The sequence below is a fragment of the Enterobacter vonholyi genome (assembly GCF_008364555.1).
Classification (GTDB): Bacteria; Pseudomonadota; Gammaproteobacteria; order Enterobacterales; family Enterobacteriaceae; genus Enterobacter; species Enterobacter vonholyi.
Genome location: NZ_VTUC01000001.1, coordinates 426,216 through 446,748, shown reverse-complemented (window position 1 = coordinate 446,748; position 20,533 = coordinate 426,216). Strand labels below are relative to the sequence as shown.

General features: G+C 57.4%; 19 protein-coding genes. 15 read left to right on the top strand and 4 right to left on the bottom strand.

Going from position 1 to position 20,533, the window contains the following annotated elements; translation table 11 throughout:
• The first annotated feature begins 1 nt into the window (after position 1).
• The 4 genes from F0319_RS02170 to F0319_RS02155 are packed head-to-tail and all read left to right on the top strand — an operon-like array spanning position 2 to position 4,965.
• Positions 2 to 1,516, top strand: a complete 1,515-nt coding sequence (locus tag F0319_RS02170) for an ABC transporter substrate-binding protein (RefSeq protein WP_188035076.1) — start codon at positions 2 to 4, stop codon at positions 1,514 to 1,516.
• A gap of 18 nt (positions 1,517 to 1,534) precedes the next feature.
• A complete protein-coding gene (locus F0319_RS02165; protein WP_149366163.1) occupies positions 1,535 to 2,476 on the top strand; it encodes an ABC transporter permease in 942 nt (313 codons plus the stop codon).
• 2 nt (positions 2,477 to 2,478) lie between these two features.
• Entirely contained in the window at positions 2,479 to 3,354 is an 876-nt protein-coding gene (locus F0319_RS02160; RefSeq protein ID WP_111965866.1) for an ABC transporter permease, read from the top strand.
• Between the two features lie 9 nt (positions 3,355 to 3,363).
• Positions 3,364 to 4,965 carry a gamma-glutamyltransferase family protein gene (locus F0319_RS02155; RefSeq protein ID WP_149366177.1) on the top strand — a complete coding sequence of 534 codons (1,602 nt, stop codon included), beginning with the start codon at positions 3,364 to 3,366 and terminating at the stop codon, positions 4,963 to 4,965.
• A gap of 51 nt (positions 4,966 to 5,016) precedes the next feature.
• Here F0319_RS02155 and F0319_RS02150 read toward each other — a convergent pair whose 3' ends face one another.
• A complete protein-coding gene (locus tag F0319_RS02150) occupies positions 5,017 to 5,787 on the bottom strand; it encodes an amidohydrolase (RefSeq protein WP_111965864.1) in 771 nt (256 codons plus the stop codon).
• A 108-nt stretch (positions 5,788 to 5,895) separates the two neighbouring features.
• On the bottom strand, positions 5,896 to 8,340 hold the full coding sequence (gene fadE, locus F0319_RS02145) for an acyl-CoA dehydrogenase FadE (protein ID WP_149366162.1): 2,445 nt from the start codon (positions 8,338 to 8,340) through the stop codon (positions 5,896 to 5,898).
• Positions 8,341 to 8,579: 239 nt separating this feature from the next.
• On the opposite strand from fadE, the gene lpcA reads away from it, so the two are divergent.
• Positions 8,580 to 9,158: a D-sedoheptulose 7-phosphate isomerase gene (lpcA, locus tag F0319_RS02140; RefSeq protein WP_021242877.1), complete on the top strand. Its 579-nt coding sequence runs from the start codon at positions 8,580 to 8,582 to the stop codon at positions 9,156 to 9,158.
• A gap of 46 nt (positions 9,159 to 9,204) precedes the next feature.
• Positions 9,205 to 9,972: a class II glutamine amidotransferase gene (locus F0319_RS02135; protein WP_111965862.1), complete on the top strand. Its 768-nt coding sequence runs from the start codon at positions 9,205 to 9,207 to the stop codon at positions 9,970 to 9,972.
• Here F0319_RS02135 and dpaA read toward each other — a convergent pair.
• On the bottom strand, positions 9,943 to 10,683 hold the full coding sequence (gene dpaA, locus F0319_RS02130; protein ID WP_111965861.1) for a peptidoglycan meso-diaminopimelic acid protein amidase: 741 nt from the start codon (positions 10,681 to 10,683) through the stop codon (positions 9,943 to 9,945). The two genes, F0319_RS02135 and dpaA, sit on opposite strands and share 30 nt — an antisense overlap.
• 298 nt (positions 10,684 to 10,981) lie before the next feature.
• On the opposite strand from dpaA, the gene F0319_RS02125 reads away from it, so the two are divergent.
• From F0319_RS02125 to dinB, 8 genes are all read left to right on the top strand, one after another.
• Positions 10,982 to 12,325, top strand: a complete 1,344-nt coding sequence (locus F0319_RS02125; RefSeq protein WP_149366161.1) for a Na(+)-translocating NADH-quinone reductase subunit A — start codon at positions 10,982 to 10,984, stop codon at positions 12,323 to 12,325.
• Positions 12,326 to 12,328: 3 nt separating this feature from the next.
• Positions 12,329 to 13,564 carry an NADH:ubiquinone reductase (Na(+)-transporting) subunit B gene (locus tag F0319_RS02120; protein WP_149366160.1) on the top strand — a complete coding sequence of 412 codons (1,236 nt, stop codon included), beginning with the start codon at positions 12,329 to 12,331 and terminating at the stop codon, positions 13,562 to 13,564.
• Positions 13,557 to 14,351 (top strand): Na(+)-translocating NADH-quinone reductase subunit C, encoded by a 795-nt coding sequence (locus F0319_RS02115; RefSeq protein ID WP_111965859.1) that lies wholly within the window; start codon positions 13,557 to 13,559, stop codon positions 14,349 to 14,351. The genes F0319_RS02120 and F0319_RS02115 overlap by 8 nt, the downstream gene beginning before the upstream one ends.
• Positions 14,344 to 14,982, top strand: a complete 639-nt coding sequence (locus F0319_RS02110) for an NADH:ubiquinone reductase (Na(+)-transporting) subunit D (protein ID WP_008500256.1) — start codon at positions 14,344 to 14,346, stop codon at positions 14,980 to 14,982. Before F0319_RS02115 ends, F0319_RS02110 begins: the two co-directional genes overlap by 8 nt.
• Before the next feature lie 6 nt (positions 14,983 to 14,988).
• Complete coding sequence (gene nqrE, locus F0319_RS02105; RefSeq protein WP_023334613.1) at positions 14,989 to 15,585, top strand: NADH:ubiquinone reductase (Na(+)-transporting) subunit E; 597 nt, start codon at positions 14,989 to 14,991, stop codon at positions 15,583 to 15,585.
• A 10-nt stretch (positions 15,586 to 15,595) separates the two neighbouring features.
• Positions 15,596 to 16,819, top strand: coding sequence for an NADH:ubiquinone reductase (Na(+)-transporting) subunit F (gene nqrF, locus F0319_RS02100; protein WP_149366159.1), 1,224 nt, complete (start codon positions 15,596 to 15,598; stop codon positions 16,817 to 16,819).
• The gene (nqrM, locus tag F0319_RS02095; protein WP_023615899.1) at positions 16,819 to 17,022 is read left to right on the top strand and encodes a (Na+)-NQR maturation NqrM; all 204 of its coding nucleotides are present in this window, start codon (positions 16,819 to 16,821) and stop codon (positions 17,020 to 17,022) included. The genes nqrF and nqrM overlap by 1 nt, the downstream gene beginning before the upstream one ends.
• A gap of 107 nt (positions 17,023 to 17,129) precedes the next feature.
• Complete coding sequence (dinB, locus tag F0319_RS02090; protein WP_111965857.1) at positions 17,130 to 18,188, top strand: DNA polymerase IV; 1,059 nt, start codon at positions 17,130 to 17,132, stop codon at positions 18,186 to 18,188.
• Between the two features lie 77 nt (positions 18,189 to 18,265).
• Here dinB and pepD read toward each other — a convergent pair whose 3' ends face one another.
• Positions 18,266 to 19,723 (bottom strand): cytosol nonspecific dipeptidase, encoded by a 1,458-nt coding sequence (gene pepD / locus F0319_RS02085; protein WP_149366158.1) that lies wholly within the window; start codon positions 19,721 to 19,723, stop codon positions 18,266 to 18,268.
• Between the two features lie 260 nt (positions 19,724 to 19,983).
• Here pepD and gpt point away from each other — a divergent pair, with 260 nt between their 5' ends.
• A complete protein-coding gene (gene gpt, locus F0319_RS02080; RefSeq protein WP_149366157.1) occupies positions 19,984 to 20,442 on the top strand; it encodes a xanthine phosphoribosyltransferase in 459 nt (152 codons plus the stop codon).
• Positions 20,443 to 20,533 lie beyond the last annotated feature (91 nt).

Here is a 20,533-nt window from a genome sequence, read left to right as displayed (position 1 = left end):
AATGACAATCCGTAATTCTCTTTTGACCGTACTGGGAAGCGTTATGTTGCTTGGCGCGGCGCTGCCCGCCCATTCTGAAAGCGTGCTGCGTATTGGCCTCGGGGCAGACCCGGACATGCTCGACCCGCATCTGGCGCGTACCTACTATGGCCGCTTCGTCTTTGCCTCCCTGTGCGACAGGCTGGTGGACGTGGATGAAAACCTGAAGGTCGTCCCCGGTCTGGCCAAAGACTGGGCGTGGAGTGACGACGGTAAAACCCTGACGCTCAATCTGCGCGAAGGCGTCACCTTCCACGACGGTGAGAAATTCGATGCTGCCGCGGCAAAATACAACCTCGACCGCGCCCTGACCTTAAAAGGCTCTCTGCGTAAAAGCGAGATCTCCTCCGTTGAATCGGTAGAGGTCACCGGCCCGATGCAGATTGCGCTGCACCTGAAAACGCCTGATGCCGCGCTGCTGATGCAGCTCACCGACCGCGCGGGCGCGATGATGGCCCCTGAGGCGGCGAAAAAGCCTGACTTTGCCGCCCATCCTGTCTGTTCTGGCCCGTATAAATTCGACAGCCGCGTGTCCCAGGACCGCATCGTTTTGAGCCGCTTCGACAACTACTGGAACAAAGACGCCTACCACTTCGACAAAATTATCTATCTGCCGATCCCTGATGCCTCCGTGCGTCTGGCGAACCTGCGCGCGGGGGATCTCGACCTGACCGAAGGCATCGCCGCCAGCGACGTGAAAACCGTCGAAGCCGACAGCAAGCTGGCGCTGGCGAAGGTGACCGGCCTGGGCTATCAGGGCATTACCTTCAACATCAACAACGGCAAGGTGCCGGCCAACGATCCGTTCAAGGACGCCCGCGTGCGTGAAGCCTTCTCGCAGGCTATCGACCGCGATGCGTTAAACCAGGTGGTCTTTGAAGGGCTGTATACGCCAGCCAACCAGGCGTTTTCCACGGTGAGTCCGTATCACGTCAACCTGCCGGTCCCGCCGCGTGACGTCGATAAAGCCAAAGCCCTGCTCAAAGCGGCAGGCGTCACCGCGCCGCTGACCGTCAACCTGCTGGTGCCGAACAACCCAACCTCGCAGCAGGTGGGGCAGGTGCTGCAGGCGATGGTCGCCGAGGCGGGCTTTAATCTGAACCTGCAGATGACCGAATTCGCCACGCTGCTCGACCGCCAGCAGAGCGGGGATTATCAACTGAGCTTCTCCGGCTGGTCGGGGCGCCCGGACCCGGACGGCAGCATCTACGGCTTTATCAACAGCAAAGGCACGCTTAACGATGGCCGCTACAGCAACGCGCAGGTCGATGAGTGGCTGATCCAGGCGCGCCAGAGCACCGACCAGGCCGCGCGCCAGCCGCTGTACGACAAGGTGGTGAAGCAGCTGCAAACGGATATGCCGATTGCCTATCTCTATTTCGAGCCGCGTATTTTTGGCCTGAACAAAAGCGTGCAGGGCTTTAAGCCATACCCGGACGGCATCGTGCGTCTGGCGGGTTTGACGCTGGCGAAATAAACGTCCTGAGGAGAACCCATGCTGGAACTGATTTGCAAACGTCTGCTGCTGGCTATTCCGACGCTACTGCTGGTGAGCATGATGGTGTTCGGGCTGCAAAAGCTGCTGCCCGGCGACCCGCTGATTGCAATGGCCGGTGAGGAGCGCGATCCGGCGGTCATCGCCCAGCTGCGCGCGGAGCTGAACCTGGATGCGCCGATCCCGGTTCAGTATTTCCACTGGCTGACGCGGGCGCTGCAGGGCGATCTGGGCGTTTCCTTGCGCACGCACGAGCCGGTGACCGAGCTTATCGCCAGCAAGCTGCCGGTCACGCTGGAGCTGTCGCTGCTGGCGATGATTATCGCGCTGGTGTTTGGCATCAGCATGGGGATCCTCGCGGCGGTGAACAAAAACAGCTGGGTCGATCACGGGGCGAACTTCGTGGCGATCTCGGGGATCTCGATCCCGCACTTCTGGCTGGGGATCCTGTTGATTCTGGTCTTTTCGGTAAACCTGCAGTGGCTCCCCGCGTCCGGCTATGTGCCGTTCAGTGAAGATCCGCTCCAGAACCTGCGCACGCTGCTGCTCCCCGCATCCGTGCTCGGAACGGGTCTCGCGGCAACGCTGATGCGCCACACCCGCGCCTCGATGATTGCCGTGCTGAAGGCGGACTATATCCGCACCGCGCGGGCGAAAGGGCTACTGCCGAAAGCGGTGATCCTGAAGCACGCCTTTCGCAACGCGCTGGTGCCGGTAATCACCCTCACCACGCTGCTGTTCGGCGAGCTGCTGGGCGGCGCGGTGCTGACCGAGCAGGTTTTCACCATTCCGGGCTTCGGCAAGATGATCGTTGACTCGGTTTTCAACCGTGACTACGCGGTGGTGCAGGGCGTGGTGCTGATTGTGGCAATCGGCTTCCTGATGCTCAACCTGCTGGCGGACGTGCTCTACGTCCTTATCAATCCGAAAATGCGAGGGTAACCATGGCGGAACTGACGACGCAAACCGTTGTGCCCGCGCTGCCGCGGGCGCAAAACCGGGTGCTGAAGAAATTCCTCGGCAATAAAAGCGCGGTGATCGGTGCGGTGGTGGTGGGTTTCTTTGTGCTGGTGGCGCTGCTGGCGCCGTGGATCGCCCCGTTCGATCCGGTTAAAGCTAACTTCCTGGCGGTGCGCAAAGCGCCGTCGGCGATGTACTGGTTCGGCACCGACGAGCTGGGGCGCGACATTCTATCCCGCATTATCTGGGGGGCTCGCACCTCGCTGATGGCGGGCTGTATGTCGGTCGTTATCGCGGTGGTTATCGGCGTGCCGCTGGGGCTGGTGGCGGGCTACTTCCAGAAGATGTGGGACGGCGTGATCTCGCGGTTTATCGAGGCGCTGCTGGCGTGTCCGTTCCTGATCATGGCGATCGCGCTGGGGGCGTTTTTGGGCCCGAGCCTGACGAACGCCATGATCGCCATCGGTCTTTCGGCGATGCCGATCTTCGCCCGCCTTACGCGCGGTCAGGTGATCGCTATTCGCAACGAAGAGTATATCGACGGCGCGCGGGCGATTGGCCTGCCGGATCGCTGGATCATCATCAAATACGTCCTGCCCAACGTGATGTCGCCGATCCTGGTGCAGGCCACGCTGGCGATTGCCTCAGCGATTATCGCCGAAGCCAGCCTGTCGTTTTTAGGGCTGGGGCAGCAGCCACCCAATCCGTCCTGGGGGTCCATGCTCAATACCGCGAAAGGTTTCCTTGAGCAGGCGCCGTGGATGTCCGTTTTCCCCGGCGTGGCGATTTTCCTTGCCGTGCAGGGCTTTAATTTACTTGGCGACGGGCTGCGCGATGCGCTCGATCCGCGCCACGACTAAGGAGTCATGATGACCAAAGCGCTTGATTTTACGTCCGGTTACGCTTCACGCCGCCCGCCGATGATGGGCCATAATGCTGTTGCCACGTCGCAACCCCTGGCGGCGCAGGCGGGGATGAAGATGCTGCAGCTGGGCGGCAACGCCGTTGATGCGGCCATTGCCACCGCGATGGCGCTGACGGTAGTAGAGCCGACTGGTAACGGGATCGGCAGCGACGCCTTTGCCATCGTCTGGGACGGCGAAAAGCTGCACGGCCTGAACGCGTCCGGTCGTTCGCCTGCGAGCTGGCATGCGGATCTGTTTGCCGGTAAAACCGCGGTGCCGGAAATCGGCTGGGACGCGGTGACCGTGCCGGGGGCGGTATCCGGCTGGGTCGCGCTGGCGGAACGCTTCGGCACGCTGCCGCTGACCACGCTGGCGCAGCCCGCCATTGACTACGCGCGCAACGGTTTCCCGGTTTCCCCGCTGATTGGCCATCTCTGGCAGCGCGGCTATAGCAAGCTGAAAGATCAGCCGGGCTTCAGCGCCTGCTTCGCGCCGGAAGGCCGCGCCCCGCGCGTGGGGGAAATCTTCCGTAACCCGGCGCAGGCGAACTCGCTGGAGCTGATCGCCCGCACCAACGGCGAAGCCTTTTACCGCGGCGAGCTGGCGCAGAAAATTGCTGCCTTCGCCAAAGAACATGGCGCGCACCTGACGGCTGAGGATATGGCGAGCCATCGCGTGGACTGGGTAGAACTGCTATCGCGGGACTTCGCGGGTGGTTCGGTGCAGGAGCTCCCGCCTAACGGTCAGGGGATCGCCACGCTGATTGCGCTCGGCATTCTGGAACAGTGCGGCATTGAGAAGCATCATCCGGATTCCGTGCAGTCCCTGCACCTGTCCATTGAGGCGATGAAGCTGGCGCTGGCGGATCTCGACCGCTACGTGGCGGATGAAGACCATATGGCGTTCGCGGCGAAAGAGCTGCTGAGCGACCATTATCTGAAGTCACGCGCGGCGCTTATCGATCATGACAAGGCGTCCGATTTTGTCTACGGTTCCCCGACCCAGAGCGGCACGGTCTACATCAGCAGCGCGGACGCCAGCGGAATGATGGTCTCGTTTATTCAGTCCAACTATATGGGCTTTGGATCAGGCATCGTGGTGCCTGACACCGGCATCAGCCTGCAAAACCGGGGCTGTGGTTTTTCGCTTGATCCCAGTCACCCGAACGCGCTGGCGGGCAGCAAGCGCCCGTTCCACACCATCATTCCGGGCTTTGCGATGGACGGCAACGGCCAGCCGCTGATGTCCTTCGGCGTGATGGGCGGCCCGATGCAGGCGCAGGGGCACATGCAGATGGCGCTGCGCATTATGCTGCACGGGCAAAACCCGCAGGCGGCAATCGACGCCCCGCGCTGGCGCGTGGTGCAGGGCAGGGAGGTGATCGTTGAATCGACGTTCGATCGCAACACGATTGCCGCCCTGCGCGAGCGCGGACATCAGATCGTAGTGGAAGATCCGCTTCAGGATTACAACTTCGGTGGCGCGCAGGTAATTTACCGCCTGCCGGAAGGACACTACGTGGCCGCGACGGAAAGCCGCAAGGACGGGCAGGCGCTGGTGAGTTAATATTTTATCCTCCCTCTCCCTTTGGGAGAGGGGCGGGGTGAGGGGATAATTTCACTCAATGCTAAACGGATCCGCATCCTGCCACGCCGGGAACTTCTCCCGATACTCCTTCAGCGCCGTCAACGACAGTTCGGCATCAATGCGCGTTGCCTGGTGCGGCTCGGCGGTGGCGATGATCTCGCCCTGCGGGTTCACCACCCGGCTGTCGCCGCGATAGTGATGCCCGTTGCCGTCCGTCCCCACGCGGTTGCAGCCCACCACGTACGCCTGGTTCTCAATCGCGCGCGCCACCAGAAGCGACTGCCAGTGCAGGGAGCGCGGTGCAGGCCAGTTGGCAACATACAGCGCCAGGTCGTAATCGTTGCGGTTACGCGACCACACCGGGAAACGCAGGTCGTAGCAGACCAGCGGCAAAATACGCCAGCCGCGCCATTCAAACACCACGCGCTCGTTACCGGCTTCATAGTGATGATGCTCATCCGCCATGCGGAACAGGTGGCGTTTATCGTAGAAATGCACTTTCCCTTCCGGCTCCACCAGCAGGAAGCGGTTCACCGGCCCGCGTTCGGTCTGCAGAGCGGCGCTTCCGGCAATCAGCGCGTTGGTCTGCTGCGCTTTGGCATGCATCCAGGCGACCACCTCATCCTGAGGCATTGACTGTTTTGCCGCTTCCATGGCGAAGCCGGTGGTGAACATTTCCGGCAGGACAATCACATCACGCCCGGTAATGCCTTCCAGTTGACGATCAAAGTGGCGCAGGTTGGCGGGGCCATCCATCCACACTAAAGGTTGCTGCAAAATAGAAATCTTCAGACCAGGCACAATTCAGACTCCTCAAACGACCACTTTTTGACACTGTAGCACGACATAACGAGAAAATGTGGCAATAAAAAACCCCGCGCGAGGCGGGGTTTGTATAAGCGAAACGCGTTATGCCGCTTCAGGTTTGCGGTGCTTCTCCGGCAGCTTTACCGGCTGCGTCGCCAGTTCGTCCGGTTCGAAATCATCCACGTTAATGCTGCGCAGACGGCTCTCTTCGGCTTTCACCAGCAGAGCGGCTTCATCTTTATTGATAATACCGCCTGCGAGTGCCTGTTTTGCCAGTTCGTCCAGACGAGTAAACGGCAGGTTTTTGCCCAACTGTTTACAGATCTTCTGATGAATCGGGTCGGCAGCCATCACGTCCAGCAGCGCCTCTTCCAGCAGACCCACCGGGTTATGCTGCGTCGGTGCCAGATACTGACCGCGACCGATGCGGGAGCGGGTTGCGCTCGGAACCTGTAGGATCTTCGCAACCTTGTGGTCCAGCTTGTCGGACGGCGCCAGATGGTGACGACCGGTCGGGAAGATCACCGCGCGCAGGGCACCCGCCACGAAGCGGTTCGGGAAGTTTGCCAGCAGATCGTCAATCGCCTGTTCAGCCTGATACATCGCATCCTGAACGCCCCAGTGTACCAGCGGCAGATCCGCTTCCTGACGGCCTTCATCGTCGTAGCGCTTCAGGACCGCCGAGGCCAGGAAGATCTGGCTCAACACATCGCCCAGACGGGCAGAGATACGCTCGCGACGCTTCAGGCTGCCGCCCAGCACCGCCATGGAGACGTCAGACAGCAGGGCCAGGTTGGCGCTCAGACGGTTCAGATGCTGGTAATAACGTTTGGTTGCATCGCCGGTTGGCGTGGCGCTGGTAAGACCGCGCGTCAGGCCCAGCCAGAAGCTACGTGCCTTGTTGCTGCCCACGTGACCGATATGTTTGAACAGCAGCTTATCGAAGGCATCCACGTCGTTGTTCTGCGCAGCGGCCATCTCTTCCAGCACGTACGGATGGCAGCGAATTGCGCCCTGACCGAAGATCATCATGCTGCGGGTCAGGATGTTCGCCCCTTCCACGGTGATGGCAATCGGTGCGCCCTGATAGCCGCGCGCCAGGAAGTTGCCTTCGCCGAGCATAATGCCTTTACCGCCAGCAATATCCATCGCGTCAATGATCGACTGCTGCGCGCGGTGGGTACAGTGGTACTTCACAATGGCGGACAGCACGGCCGGTTTCTCGCCCAGCATAATGCCGTAGGTAATCAGCGTGGCGGCGGCGTCCATCACGTAGGCGTTGCCCGCGATACGCGCCAGCGGCTCTTCGATACCTTCCATCTTGCCGATGGAAATTTTGAACTGACGGCGGATGTGGGCGTAGGCACCAATCCCCATCGCCACAGACTTCAGACCGCCGGTTGAGTTCGACGGCAGGGTAATACCGCGACCCACAGACAGACATTCTACCAGCATACGCCAGCCCTGACCGGCCATTTTCGGACCACCGATGATGTAGTCAATCGGTACAAAGATATCCTGGCCGCGGGTCGGACCGTTCTGGAACGGTACGTTAAGCGGGAAGTGACGACGACCAATTTCAACGCCTGGGGTAGAGGTTGGGATCAGCGCACAGGTAATGCCCAGATCTTCTTCGCCGCCCAGCAGTCTTTCCGGATCAGAGAGCTTAAAGGCCAGACCCAGCACGGTGGCGATAGGCGCCAGGGTGATATAACGCTTGTTCCAGGTCAGGCGCATGCCCAGTACCTGCTCGCCCTGCCACTCGCCCATGCAGACCACGCCGGTATCCGGGATCGCGCCCGCATCGGAGCCCGCTTCCGGGCTGGTCAGCGCGAAGCAAGGGATTTCCTGACCGCGTGCCAGACGCGGCAGGTAGTGATCTTTCTGCTCTTCAGTACCGTAATGCTGCAGCAGTTCGCCCGGGCCTAAGGAGTTAGGCACGCCAACGGTAATCGCCAGGATCCCGGAGACGCCCGCCAGCTTTTGCAGGACACGGGCCTGAGCGTAGGCGGAGAACTCCAGGCCGCCGTACTCTTTCTTGATGATCATCGCGAAGAAGCGATGCTCTTTCAGGTACGCCCACAGTTCCGGCGGCAGGTCGGCCATTTCATGGGTGATGGCAAAGTCGTTCGCCATACGGCACGCTTCTTCCACCGGGCCGTCAATAAAGGCCTGTTCTTCAGCGGTCAGGCGCGGCTGCGGATAGTTATGCAGCTTTTTCCAGTCCGGGTTGCCCTGGAACAGATCGCCTTCCCACCAGGTGGTGCCTGCGTCAATCGCTTCTTTCTCGGTACGCGACATTGGCGGCATCACTTTGCGGAAGCCTTTGAACACCGGCGCAGAGATCATTGATTTACGCATCGGGGCAAAGTTAAACGGCAGAAGAATGATGGCAAGAGGGACTAAAAGCCAGATATTCCAGAGACCTGCGACGCCAAGCGCAGCCGTCCAGGCCAGAAGAATCAGGCTGCTCAGGAATAAACTCACGCGGTGATAGAACAACACACCGAGCAGAACAACGGTTGCGAGAATGCTCAAAATCATCATAAAGAAAAGCTCCCTTGCTTGTAGGAGGTCTGACCACTTGTGATGATATGGTTGTAGTTGATGTGAATTCCTTTAGCAATGTGTTTACAAAATAATTACAACCTGGTTCACATTGTTCGTGTTTTAGCCGGCACAAAAAATCAAAACGCCGGACGATTCGCATGGCTTTAGCTTCTCGCTTTTCCCGCTATCCGGTACACTCCACTGTGTTATTTCATCAATACTGAAGGATTATCCTCATGTACCAGGATCTTATTCGTAACGAACTGAACGAAGCGGCGGAAACGCTGGCTAACTTTCTGAAAGATGATGCCAATATTCACGCTATTCAGCGCGCAGCGGTCCTGCTGGCCGACAGCTTCAAAGCGGGTGGCAAAGTGCTCTCCTGCGGTAACGGCGGCTCTCACTGTGACGCGATGCACTTCGCAGAAGAGCTGACCGGACGCTATCGCGAAAACCGTCCTGGCTACCCGGCGATTGCGATTTCCGACGTGAGCCATATCTCCTGCGTGGGCAACGACTTCGGTTACGATCACATCTTCTCCCGCTATGTTGAAGCGGTAGGCCGTGAAGGCGACGTGCTGCTGGGGATTTCGACCTCCGGTAACTCCGGCAACGTGATCAAAGCGATCGCCGCCGCGCGTGAAAAAGGGATGAAAGTCATCACCCTGACAGGTAAAGATGGCGGTAAGATGGACGGTACGGCGGATGTCGAAATTCGCGTTCCGCACTTCGGTTATGCTGACCGCATTCAGGAAATTCACATCAAAGTGATCCACATCCTGATCCAGCTGATCGAAAAAGAGATGGCTAAGTAAGACTTCGCTGGGGGCATTCTTGCCCCCGCTGTTGTGGAGGTGATGTATGTGCGAACTGCTCGGGATGAGCGCGAATGTGCCAACCGATATCTGCTTTAGTTTCACCGGGCTGGTGCAGCGCGGTGGAGGGACCGGGCCGCATAAAGATGGCTGGGGCATCACCTTCTACGAAGGAAAAGGGTGTCGCACGTTCAAAGATCCACAGCCCAGCTTTAATTCACCGATTGCCAAACTGGTACAGGACTACCCGATCAAGTCCCGCTCGGTGATCGCCCACATCCGCCAGGCTAACCGCGGCGAAGTGGCGCTGGAAAATACCCATCCGTTTACCCGCGAGCTGTGGGGCCGTAACTGGACCTATGCGCATAATGGGCAACTCACGGGCTATAAATCTCTGGAGACGGGCAATTTTCGCCCTGTTGGCGAAACGGACAGCGAAAAAGCCTTCTGCTGGCTGCTGCACAAGCTGACGGAGCGCTATCCCCGCACGCCCGGCAACATGACTGCCGTGTTCAAATATATCGCGACGCTGGCAACTGAACTGCGTGAAAAAGGCGTGTTCAACATGCTGCTCTCTGACGGCCGCTATGTGATGGCGTTCTGCTCGACGAATCTGTTCTGGATCACCCGCCGTGCGCCGTTTGGCGTTGCGACGCTTCTCGATCAGGATGTGGAGATAGATTTTCAGAAGGAGACCACACCGAACGATGTGGTCACTGTTATCGCAACGCAGCCGCTGACGGGCAACGAAACCTGGCAAAAGATTATGCCAGGCGAGTGGGTGCTATTTTGTCTCGGGGACCGTGTAATTTGACGCCAGCTGTGGATGGACGACTTCGTGGCTCAGCGGTTTGCTGACCACGTAACGGCCATCTACGATAGAGACCACCGGCGGCTTGTGGGTCTGCTCAAAATAGTCGTACCCTGGCTTCAGCTGTTTCCAGAAATCCGCGTAGTAAGAATATTTGTGACGCGCCATGTTGGCGTCCGTCATGCGGAACGGATAGATGCTGACCTGAACGTTAGGCTGCCCAAAGACCAGCGCGCCCGTCACGAACTGGAAAATCTCATCAATGCCGGAGTCGGTCATCGCATAACAGCCGATAGACACGCAGGCACCGTGGATCATCAGATATTTACCTTCATAACCGTGTGCACGGTCATAGGCATTCGGGAAGCCGATGTTAATGGCTTTATAGAAGCGGCTGTCAGGCTTGAGCTGGCTGCGCTGAACGTTGTAGAACCCTTCCGGACTTTTGAAATCGCCCTGACGCTGTTTTGGCCCCAGTCCGCCGGAGTAGTTACAAATTTTGTAACTATCAAGCAGCTGATATGTCTCGCCCATCTTCACAAACAGATCGAGAGTGCGTTCTTCCTTGAAGATTTGAATATAAACCGGCGATCCCATTAACTGCTGTTTATATTCCTTGCTGACCGGCGTCGTTGAGCTATTACTGCTGAGCAGTCCGGCAAACGACATGCACGGAATCAGAAGCATCGCAATGAACAATGCGATTTTACGCATACTACTAGTTCCTTGATAAAACCATGACCAACTTGCCAGGACGGCAAAAGAGACCCGAAATCAGATTATTCTGTTAGGAGCGCTCACATTAGCACCGCTATAGATTTTCGCAAGAGCCGGGCGGTGAGTTTACAAATTAGTTTTACTTAATAAACCATCAAAATTGCGATGGTTCCAGAAACTTTGCGCATTAGCTCGCAATTTGGCGCGCGCAATGGCGGATACCCTGCCCGCGGAAAGGGGAAAATGTTACACTTTGCGCCCACTGGATTGTTGTTCATGGAAACCTGCTAACCACATGTTTAAAATAAAAAAAGGACTTGATCTGCCGATTGCAGGCGTGCCCGCGCAGCACGTTTCGACAGGCGCAAGCGTCCGTCATGTCGCCATTTTGGGCGACGACTATCTGGGAATGCGCCCTTCAATGCTGGTACAGGAGGGCGATCGCGTGATCAAAGGACAGGCGCTCTTCGAGGACAAAAAAAATCCCGGCGTGATGTTCACGGCCCCCACGAGCGGCACCGTTGTGGCCATCAACCGTGGCGAACGGCGCGTTCTGCAGTCGGTGGTTATCCGCATTGAAGGCGATGAAAAGCGTGAGTTTCCCCATTATGACGCCGCAGAACTCGCTGCGCTGAACCGTGACGCCGTTCAGGCTCAGCTTCTGGCGTCCGGTTTATGGACCGCGCTTCGTACGCGTCCCTTCAGCAAATCCCCTGTTCCGGGCACGGAACCGGCCGCGATTTTCGTCACGGCAATCGACACCAACCCGCTCAGCGTGGATCCGCAGCCGGTTATTCTGGCGCAGCGCAAAGCCTTTGATGCCGGACTGACCGTTTTAACCCGCCTGACTTCGGGGAAAGTCCACGTTTGCCAGGCCGGCGGCGGCAAGCTTGGTGGGCATCCGCAAGGGCAGGTCACGTTTAATGAGTTTGCTGGCCCGCATCCGGCGGGGCTGGTCGGGACGCACATCCATTTCCTTGAGCCAGTAAGCCTGACGAAACAGGTCTGGCACCTTAATTATCAGGACGTCATCGCCATCGGTAAGCTTTTCACCACTGGTGAACTCTGCGCTGAACGGATAATCGCCATCGGTGGACCGCAGGCTGCAAACCCGCGCCTGGTGAAGACGTTGCTGGGGGCAGACATAAATGAACTGCTGGTGGGAGAAATGAAAGAGGGTGAAAACCGCCTGATTTCCGGTTCGGTCCTCAGTGGCCGCCATGCTGTCAATGCGCACGCGTATCTGGGACGTTTCCATCTGCAGGTCAGCATTGTGCGGGAAGGGCGCGAAAAAGAGCTGTTCGGCTGGGTGCTGCCCGGTGCGGAAAAATACTCCGTCACCCGGACTACGCTGGGCCACTTCCTGCGTAATAAGCTGTTTAGCTTCTCGACCAGCACGCACGGCGGCGAGCGCGCCATGGTCCCGATTGGCAACTACGAGCGCGTCATGCCGCTGGATATTCTGCCTACCATGCTGCTGCGCGATCTGCTCGCTGGGGATACCGATAGCGCGCAGGCGCTGGGCTGTCTGGAACTGGACGAGGAAGATCTGGCGCTCTGTACCTATGTCTGTCCAGGCAAATACGAATATGGACCGGTATTGCGCGAGGTGTTAACCCGCATTGAGCAGGAAGGATAACCGATGGGCTTAAAACACCTCTTTGAAAAAATTGAGCCGCACTTTACCGAAGGGAAGCTCAAAAAGTACTACCCGTTGTATGAAGCCACGACGACTATTTTCTACACGCCGGGGCTGGTGACGAAAGGGGCGGCGCACGTTCGCGATGCCATCGACCTTAAGCGCATGATGATCCTGGTATGGTTTGCGGTCTTCCCGGCGATGTTCTGGGGCATGTACAACGTTGGCTTGCAGACCATTCCGGCGCTGCACCACATGTACGATGCGCAGCAGCTGGCGCAGGTGCTTCAGTCTGACTGGCACTACCGCTTGGCCCAGTCGTTAGGGGTGAACTTCGCGCCAGACGCGGGCTGGATGAGCATGATGACGCTGGGCGCGGTGTTCTTCCTGCCGATTTACATCACGGTATTTATCGTGGGTGGCTTCTGGGAAGTGCTGTTCGCCATCATCCGTAAACATGAGATCAACGAAGGCTTCTTCGTGACCTCTATTCTGTTTGCCCTGATTGTCCCGCCAACCTTACCGCTCTGGCAGGCGGCGCTGGGCATCAGTTTCGGCGTGGTCATTGCTAAAGAAATTTTCGGCGGCACCGGGCGGAACTTCCTCAACCCGGCGCTGGCGGGACGTGCGTTCCTCTTCTTTGCCTATCCGGCGCAAATCTCAGGCGATCTGGTCTGGACGGCGGCAGACGGCTTTTCCGGCGCGACGCCGCTTTCACAGTGGGCCGCACACGGCGGCGAAACTCTGGTGAACAACGCGACGGGTCAGCCCGTGACCTGGTTTGATGCCTTTATTGGCAACATTCCGGGCTCCATCGGAGAAGTCTCTACGCTGATGATTTTGCTCGGCGGCGCGATCATTCTTTTTGGCCGCGTGGCCTCCTGGCGAATTGTTGCGGGCGTGATGATCGGCATGGTGCTGACCGCCACCCTGTTCAACGTTATCGGTTCGACCACCAATCCGATGTTCTCCATGCCGTGGTACTGGCATCTGGTGCTGGGTGGCTTCGCGTTCGGCATGATGTTCATGGCAACCGACCCCGTGTCTGCCTCCTTCACTGACAAAGGTAAATGGAGCTATGGCGTGCTCATTGGCGCAATGTGTGTCCTGATCCGCGTGGTCAACCCGGCGTACCCGGAAGGGATGATGTTGGCCATTCTGTTTGCCAATCTGTTTGCGCCACTCTTCGATTACCTGGTGGTGCGGGCCAACATCAAGCGGAGGAAGGCGCGTGGCTGAAGTAAAAAATAACGACAGCATCAGCAAAACGCTGCTGGTGGTACTGGTGCTCTGCCTGGTCTGCTCCATTGTCGTAGCCGGCTCTGCCGTAGGGTTAAAACCCCTGCAGCAGGAGCAACGTGCGCTGGATAAACAGCGCAACATTCTGGCCGTCGCCGGGCTGATGCAGGAAGGAATGAGCGCAGACGACGTTTCTGCCGTCTTTGCTGAACGTATTTCGGCGCGTCTGGTGGATTTAAAAACGGGTGAACTGCTCGATAAAGACCCGGCAAAATTCAACCAGGCGCTGGCGCTCAAAGATCCGCAGATGAGCCTGACGCTGGAGGCATCCCAAGATCCCGCGGGGATTAAGCGTCGCAGCAACCTTGCCGAAGTTTATCTGGTTCGCGATCCCCAAAAACGCATTCAGGAAGTGGTACTTCCTATTTACGGTAATGGTCTGTGGTCAATGATGTATGCCTTTGTCGCTCTTGATACCGATGGCCGCACGGTCAAAGGCATTACGTATTACGACCAGGGCGAAACCCCGGGGCTGGGTGGTGAAGTTGAGAACCCTAACTGGCGGGCACAGTTTGTCGGCAAGAAAGTGCTCGACGATAACGGCCTGCCTGCGCTGAAGGTGATGAAAGGGGCGGCTCGTCCCGGTGACGACTACGCCGTTGACGGGCTTTCCGGCGCCACGCTCACATCAAAAGGCGTGCAGCACAGTTTTGATTTCTGGATGGGCGAGCTGGGCTTTGGTCCTTTCCTGAAAAACGTACGTGAAGGAGCGCTGAACAATGGCTGATACCGGTGAACTGAAAGAAGTCAAAAAAGTACTCATTGGCCCACTGCTCGCCAATAACCCGATCACGCTGCAGGTGCTGGGCGTCTGTTCAGCCCTGGCGGTGACGACCAAACTGGAAACGGCGGTAGTGATGACGCTGGCGGTTACGCTGGTCACGGCGTTCTCCAGCATGTTTATCTCGATGATCCGCCACCACATCCCCAACAGCGTGAGGATCATCGTCCAGATGGCGATCATCGCCTCGCTGGTGATCGTGGTCGATCAGCTGCTGCGCGCCTTTGCCTATGAAACCTCCAAACAGCTCTCGGTGTTTGTCGGGCTGATTATCACTAACTGTATCGTCATGGGGCGTGCGGAAGCCTACGCCATGAAAATGCCGCCGCTGGCGAGCTTTATGGACGGCATCGGCAACGGCCTCGGCTACGGCGTGATCCTGCTTACGGTTGGGTTTCTGCGCGAGCTGATTGGCAGCGGCAAGCTGTTTGGCATCACGGTGCTGGACACGGTGCAGAACGGCGGCTGGTATCTGCCAAACGGCCTGTTCCTGCTGGCCCCTAGCGCATTTTTCATTATCGGTTTGTTGATCTGGCTGATTCGTACGTTGAGACCAGAACAGCAGGAAAAGGAGTAACCGACGATGGCTCATTACCTGAGTTTGTTTGTGCGGGCGGTGTTTGTTGAAAACATGGCGCTCGCGTTTTTCCTGGGCATGTGTACGTTCCTTGCCGTGTCTAAAAAGGTCTCCACGGCATTTGGGCTGGGCGTGGCGGTCACCGTTGTGTTGGGGCTTTCGGTTCCGATTAACAATCTGGTCTACAACTTTGTGCTGCGTGACGGCGCGCTGGTGGAAGGGGTTGATCTCAGCTTCCTGAATTTCATAACCTTTATCGGGGTGATCGCGGCGCTGGTGCAAATACTTGAGATGATCCTCGATAAATATTTTCCGTCGCTGTACAACGCGCTGGGGATCTTCCTCCCGCTGATCGCGGTGAACTGCGCCATCTTTGGTGGCGTCTCGTTTATGGTGCAGCGTGATTACAACTTCAGTGAATCCGTGGTGTACGGTTTTGGTTCCGGCATCGGCTGGATGCTGGCGATTGTCACCATGGCGGGGATCCGCGAGAAAATGAAATATGCCAACGTGCCTGCGGGTCTGCGTGGCTTAGGGATCACCTTTATCACCACCGGGCTGATGGCGCTGGGCTTTATGTCCTTCTCCGGTGTGCAGCTATAAGGGCTAACAGATGGAAATTATCCTTGGCGTGGTGATGTTCACGCTGATCGTACTGGTGCTGTCAGGGTTAATTCTGGCGGCGCGCGCGAAGCTGGTGAATTCCGGTGACGTGGTGATTGATATTAACGACGAGCCGCAGAATCAGATCCGCACGCCAGCGGGTGACAAGCTGCTCAATACGCTCTCGGGCAATGGGATCTTTGTCTCGTCAGCCTGCGGCGGTGGCGGCTCCTGCGGGCAGTGCCGCGTGACGGTAAAAGAGGGCGGTGGCGATATTCTGCCAACCGAGCTGGCGCATATCACAAAGCGTGAAGCGAAAGAGGGCTGCCGTCTGGCCTGCCAGGTCGCGGTGCGTCAGAACATGAAGATTGAGCTGCCGGAAGAGATCTTCGGCGTCAAAAAATGGGAGTGCGAGGTTATCTCTAATGATAACAAAGCCACCTTTATTAAAGAGCTGAAGCTTCGGGTACCGGAAGGGGAAGATGTTCCGTTCCGCGCCGGAGGATACATTCAGATTGAGTGTCCTGAACATACCGTGGCGTATGCGGACTTCGACGTGCCGGATGAGTACCGCGCCGACTGGGACAAATTCAATCTCTTCCGTTTTGTATCGGAGGTAAAAGAGCCGACGCTGCGCGCCTACTCGATGGCTAACTACCCGGAAGAGAAAGGCATCATCATGCTCAACGTGCGTATCGCCACGCCGCCACCGAATGTGCCGGATGCACCGCCGGGCGTGATGTCGTCATACATCTGGTCCCTGAAGCCGGGAGATAAGGTGACTATCTCCGGTCCGTTCGGGGAGTTTTTCGCGAAAGATACCGACGCGGAAATGGTCTTTATCGGCGGCGGTGCCGGTATGGCCCCGATGCGCTCGCACATTTTTGACCAGCTCAAGCGGCTCGGCAGCAAGCGTAAAATCAGCTTCTGGTACGGGGCGCGCTCCCTGCGCGAGATGTTCTACGACGACGAGTTTGAACAGCTGGCGCGTGAAAACCCGAACTTTACCTTCCACGTTGCGCTTTCCGATCCGCAGCCGGAAGATAACTGGACGGGCTATACGGGGTTCATCCACAACGTGCTGTATGAAAACTACCTCAAACAGCACCCGGCACCCGAGGACTGCGAGTTCTATATGTGTGGTCCGCCGATGATGAACGCCGCCGTGATTAAGATGCTGAAAGATCTCGGTGTCGAAGATGAGAACATCTTGCTCGACGACTTTGGAGGTTGATGATGCTGACGTTTCTGGCAACCTTTGTGGTTTTTGTGCTTGTCATCTTCGGCATGTCGTTAGGCTGGATCGTTAAGCGGAAAAGCATTCAGGGCAGCTGCGGCGGTATCTCCTCTATTGGGATGGAAAAGGTTTGCGACTGCCCGGAACCGTGCGATGCGCGGAAGAAAAGGATGGCCCGCGAACAGCAGCGCATTATTTAGTCTTGTCTGTCGGGTAAGGCGAAGCCGTCACCCGACAATTTCCACGCACGCTTCTCAACCCTCATTTGTTTACTGTATACTTATCCAGTGATAAGTGAGGGCATACTATGCGCAAAATAATCCATGTTGATATGGACTGCTTTTTTGCCGCAGTGGAGATGCGAGACAACCCGGCGCTGCGGGATATTCCCATCGCCATTGGCGGCAGCCGCGTTCAGCGTGGCGTCATCAGCACCGCCAACTATCCTGCGCGCAAATTTGGCGTGCGCAGCGCCATGCCGACGGCGATGGCCTTAAAGCTTTGTCCTCATCTCACGCTTCTGCCCGGCCGGTTTGAAGCCTATAAAGAGGCTTCCCTTCACATCCGGGAAATCTTCTCCCGCTATACCTCTCTCATAGAGCCGCTGTCGCTCGACGAAGCCTATCTGGACGTGACCGACAGCGTTCACTGCCACGGCTCCGCCACGCTGATGGCGAAGGAGATCCGCCAGACGATTTTCAACGAGCTGAATTTGACGGCGTCGGCGGGCGTCGCGCCCGTTAAATTCCTTGCCAAAATCGCCTCCGATTTAAATAAGCCCAACGGTCAGTACGTCATCACACCGGAAGAGGTGCCTGCATTTTTAAAAACGCTGCCGCTCGGCAAAATCCCCGGGGTAGGAAAAGTTTCTGCCGCAAAGCTGGAAAGCATGGGGCTACGGACCTGTGAAGACGTGCAGCAAAGCGATCTCGCCATGCTGCTCAAGCGTTTCGGGAAGTTTGGCCGCGTGCTGTGGGAGCGCAGCCAGGGAATTGACGATCGCGATGTGAACAGCGAGCGGCTCCGTAAATCCGTCGGCGTTGAGCGCACCCTCATTGAAGATATTCATGACTGGTCCGAATGCGAAATGATCATCACGGAACAGCTTTATCCTGAGCTGGAACGGCGTTTAATCAAGGTGAAGCCGGACCTGCTGATTGCCCGTCAGGGTATCAAATTAAAATTCAACGACTTCCAGCAGACCACGCAGGAACACGTCTGGCCGCGACTGAATAAAGACGATCTTATCGCGACGGCAAAAAAGGCATGGGAAGAGCGCCGGGGCGGGCGAGGGGTAAGGCTGGTGGGATTGCACGTCACGCTGCTGGATCCGCAGCTAGAACGACAGCTGGTTCTGGGATTGTAAAAAAGCCCGGTGGCGCTACGCTTACCGGGCCTGGATTTTTCACCCTCTTCCACAGGAAGAGGGCTGGGATGAAGATGTTATTTCGCAGGGATCGCTTTCAGCAGTTCAGTCAGCAGCGTCCAGTAGTGACCGACGCTTTCGATATGAACCTGCTCATCCGGCGAGTGTGGACCGGTAATGGTTGGCCCAATGGACACCATATCCATATCCGGATACGGTTTCTTGAACAGACCACATTCCAGACCCGCGTGGATCACCTGAATGTTTGGCGTGCTGTTGAACAGACGCTGGTAAGTTTCACGCACCAGCGCCATCACCGGAGAGCTTGCATCCGGCTGCCAGCCCGGGTAGCTGCCTTTTGCAGACGTTTTCGCGCCCGCCAGCGTGCCCAGAGATTCCAGCATGCTCACCACGTACTCTTTACCGCTGTCGATAAGGGAGCGGATCAGGCAGATGATTTCCGCGCTGTCGTCGCTCATGGTCACCACGCCCACGTTCAGTGAGGTTTCCACCACGCCTTTCGCCACGTCAGAGTTGCGGATCACGCCGTTTGGCGTCGCGTTCAGCAGCTGAACAAAGGTGTCACGAGACTGCACGGTCAGCGCGGCTTTATCTGTAGAAACAGATTCCAGCACTACGGTCAGGTTTTTCTCTTTCGCCGACAGTTCGTTTTTCAGGATTTCCAGGTATACGGTGGAGAGTTTTTTCAGCTCGTCCGCTTTTGCTGCTGGAACTGCTACGGTGGCGAACGCTTCGCGTGGGATCGCGTTACGCAGGGTACCGCCGTTGAAGTCTACCAGACGCAGGTCCAGCTCGGCCGCATGGCCTGCCAGGAAGCGTGCCAGCAGCTTGTTGGCGTTACCCAGACCCAGGTGAATATCGCCGCCGGAGTGGCCGCCTTTCAGACCTTTCAGCGTCAGCTTGAAGGTCTGGAAGCCCGCAGGAATCGCTTCGCGCGACAGCGGCAGGGTAGAGATGAAATCAATCCCGCCCGCGCAGCCCATGTAGATCTCGCCTTCTTCTTCTGAGTCGGTGTTGATCAGGATGTCCGCCTGCAGCCAGTTCGCCTGCAGACCGAACGCGCCGTCCATGCCCGCTTCTTCGGTCATGGTCAGCAGCACTTCCAGTGGACCGTGCTCAACGCTGTCGTCGGCCAGCACCGCCAGCGCAGAGGCCATACCGATGCCGTTATCCGCGCCCAGCGTGGTGCCGCGTGCTTTCACCCAGTCGCCGTCGATGTACGGTTGAATCGGGTCTTTGGTGAAGTCGTGAACGGTGTCGTTGTTCTTCTGTGGCACCATGTCCAGGTGCGCCTGCAGCACAACCGGTTTGCGGTTTTCCATGCCTGCGGTTGCAGGTTTGCGGATCAGAATATTGCCAACCTGGTCGCGTTCAGCATGCAGACCTTTTTCCTTCGCCCAGCCCATAATATGTTCGGCAAGCTGTTCTTCATGGTAGGAAGGGTGTGGAATGGAGCAGATTTTGGCAAAAATATCCCACAGCGGCTGCGGAGATAGTTGAGACAGTTCAGACACGATAAGTCTCCTTGTCGAGGCGCTGCAAACAGGGTTGCAGGTCACAGGGTTAGCAGGTTAATAGTTACCACAAGTCAGGCTTGCGAGATGAAACTGAGAATACCACTTTCTCTGCTGGCTGGTAGCATAAAGCATGTAAAAACTCAGGCAGAGGGCGCTAAACACTGGTTTTTAGTGCGTCAGATCTCTATAATCTCGCGCAACCTATTTCCCCCTCGAACACTTTTTAAGCCGTATAAAAACAGGCTGGGACACTTCACATGAGCGAAAAATACGTCGTCACCTGGGACATGTTGCAGATTCACGCACGCAAACTGGCTGCGTGTCTGATGCCTTCCGAACAGTGGAAAGGCATTATTGCCGTCAGCCGTGGCGGTCTGGTACCGGGGGCGCTGCTGGCACGTGAGCTGGGTATTCGTCATGTCGATACCGTTTGCATCTCCAGCTATGACCATGACAACCAGCGCGAGCTGACCGTGCTGAAACGTGCGGAAGGTGACGGTGAAGGCTTCATCGTTATTGATGACCTGGTGGATACCGGCGGTACTGCGGTCGCTATCCGCGAAATGTATCCTAAAGCGCACTTCGTCACTATCTTCGCTAAACCGGCTGGCCGCCCGCTGGTTGACGATTACGTGATTGATATCCCGCAGGATACCTGGATTGAACAGCCATGGGATATGGGCGTGGTCTTTGTACCGCCTATTTCAGGCCGTTAATACCAGTACGTAACTTTACACGCCCGGCTATGTCGGGCGTTGTTCTTTTTGGCCTGCCACGCGTTACAATAGTCTTCATATGACGTATTCA

Coding starts and splice junctions, on each gene's coding strand:
- F0319_RS02135 (WP_111965862.1), top strand. CDS start 9,205: ATGTGCGAACTGCTCGGGATGAGCGCGAATGTGCCAACCGATATCTGC.
- nqrM (WP_023615899.1), top strand. CDS start 16,819: ATGATGCTGACGTTTCTGGCAACCTTTGTGGTTTTTGTGCTTGTCATC.
- F0319_RS02165 (WP_149366163.1), top strand. CDS start 1,535: ATGCTGGAACTGATTTGCAAACGTCTGCTGCTGGCTATTCCGACGCTA.
- lpcA (WP_021242877.1), top strand. CDS start 8,580: ATGTACCAGGATCTTATTCGTAACGAACTGAACGAAGCGGCGGAAACG.
- F0319_RS02155 (WP_149366177.1), top strand. CDS start 3,364: ATGACCAAAGCGCTTGATTTTACGTCCGGTTACGCTTCACGCCGCCCG.
- F0319_RS02160 (WP_111965866.1), top strand. CDS start 2,479: ATGGCGGAACTGACGACGCAAACCGTTGTGCCCGCGCTGCCGCGGGCG.
- fadE (WP_149366162.1), bottom strand. CDS start 8,340: ATGATGATTTTGAGCATTCTCGCAACCGTTGTTCTGCTCGGTGTGTTG.
- F0319_RS02125 (WP_149366161.1), top strand. CDS start 10,982: ATGTTTAAAATAAAAAAAGGACTTGATCTGCCGATTGCAGGCGTGCCC.
- gpt (WP_149366157.1), top strand. CDS start 19,984: ATGAGCGAAAAATACGTCGTCACCTGGGACATGTTGCAGATTCACGCA.
- dpaA (WP_111965861.1), bottom strand. CDS start 10,683: ATGCGTAAAATCGCATTGTTCATTGCGATGCTTCTGATTCCGTGCATG.
- F0319_RS02120 (WP_149366160.1), top strand. CDS start 12,329: ATGGGCTTAAAACACCTCTTTGAAAAAATTGAGCCGCACTTTACCGAA.
- dinB (WP_111965857.1), top strand. CDS start 17,130: ATGCGCAAAATAATCCATGTTGATATGGACTGCTTTTTTGCCGCAGTG.
- F0319_RS02170 (WP_188035076.1), top strand. CDS start 2: ATGACAATCCGTAATTCTCTTTTGACCGTACTGGGAAGCGTTATGTTG.
- F0319_RS02110 (WP_008500256.1), top strand. CDS start 14,344: ATGGCTGATACCGGTGAACTGAAAGAAGTCAAAAAAGTACTCATTGGC.
- nqrF (WP_149366159.1), top strand. CDS start 15,596: ATGGAAATTATCCTTGGCGTGGTGATGTTCACGCTGATCGTACTGGTG.
- nqrE (WP_023334613.1), top strand. CDS start 14,989: ATGGCTCATTACCTGAGTTTGTTTGTGCGGGCGGTGTTTGTTGAAAAC.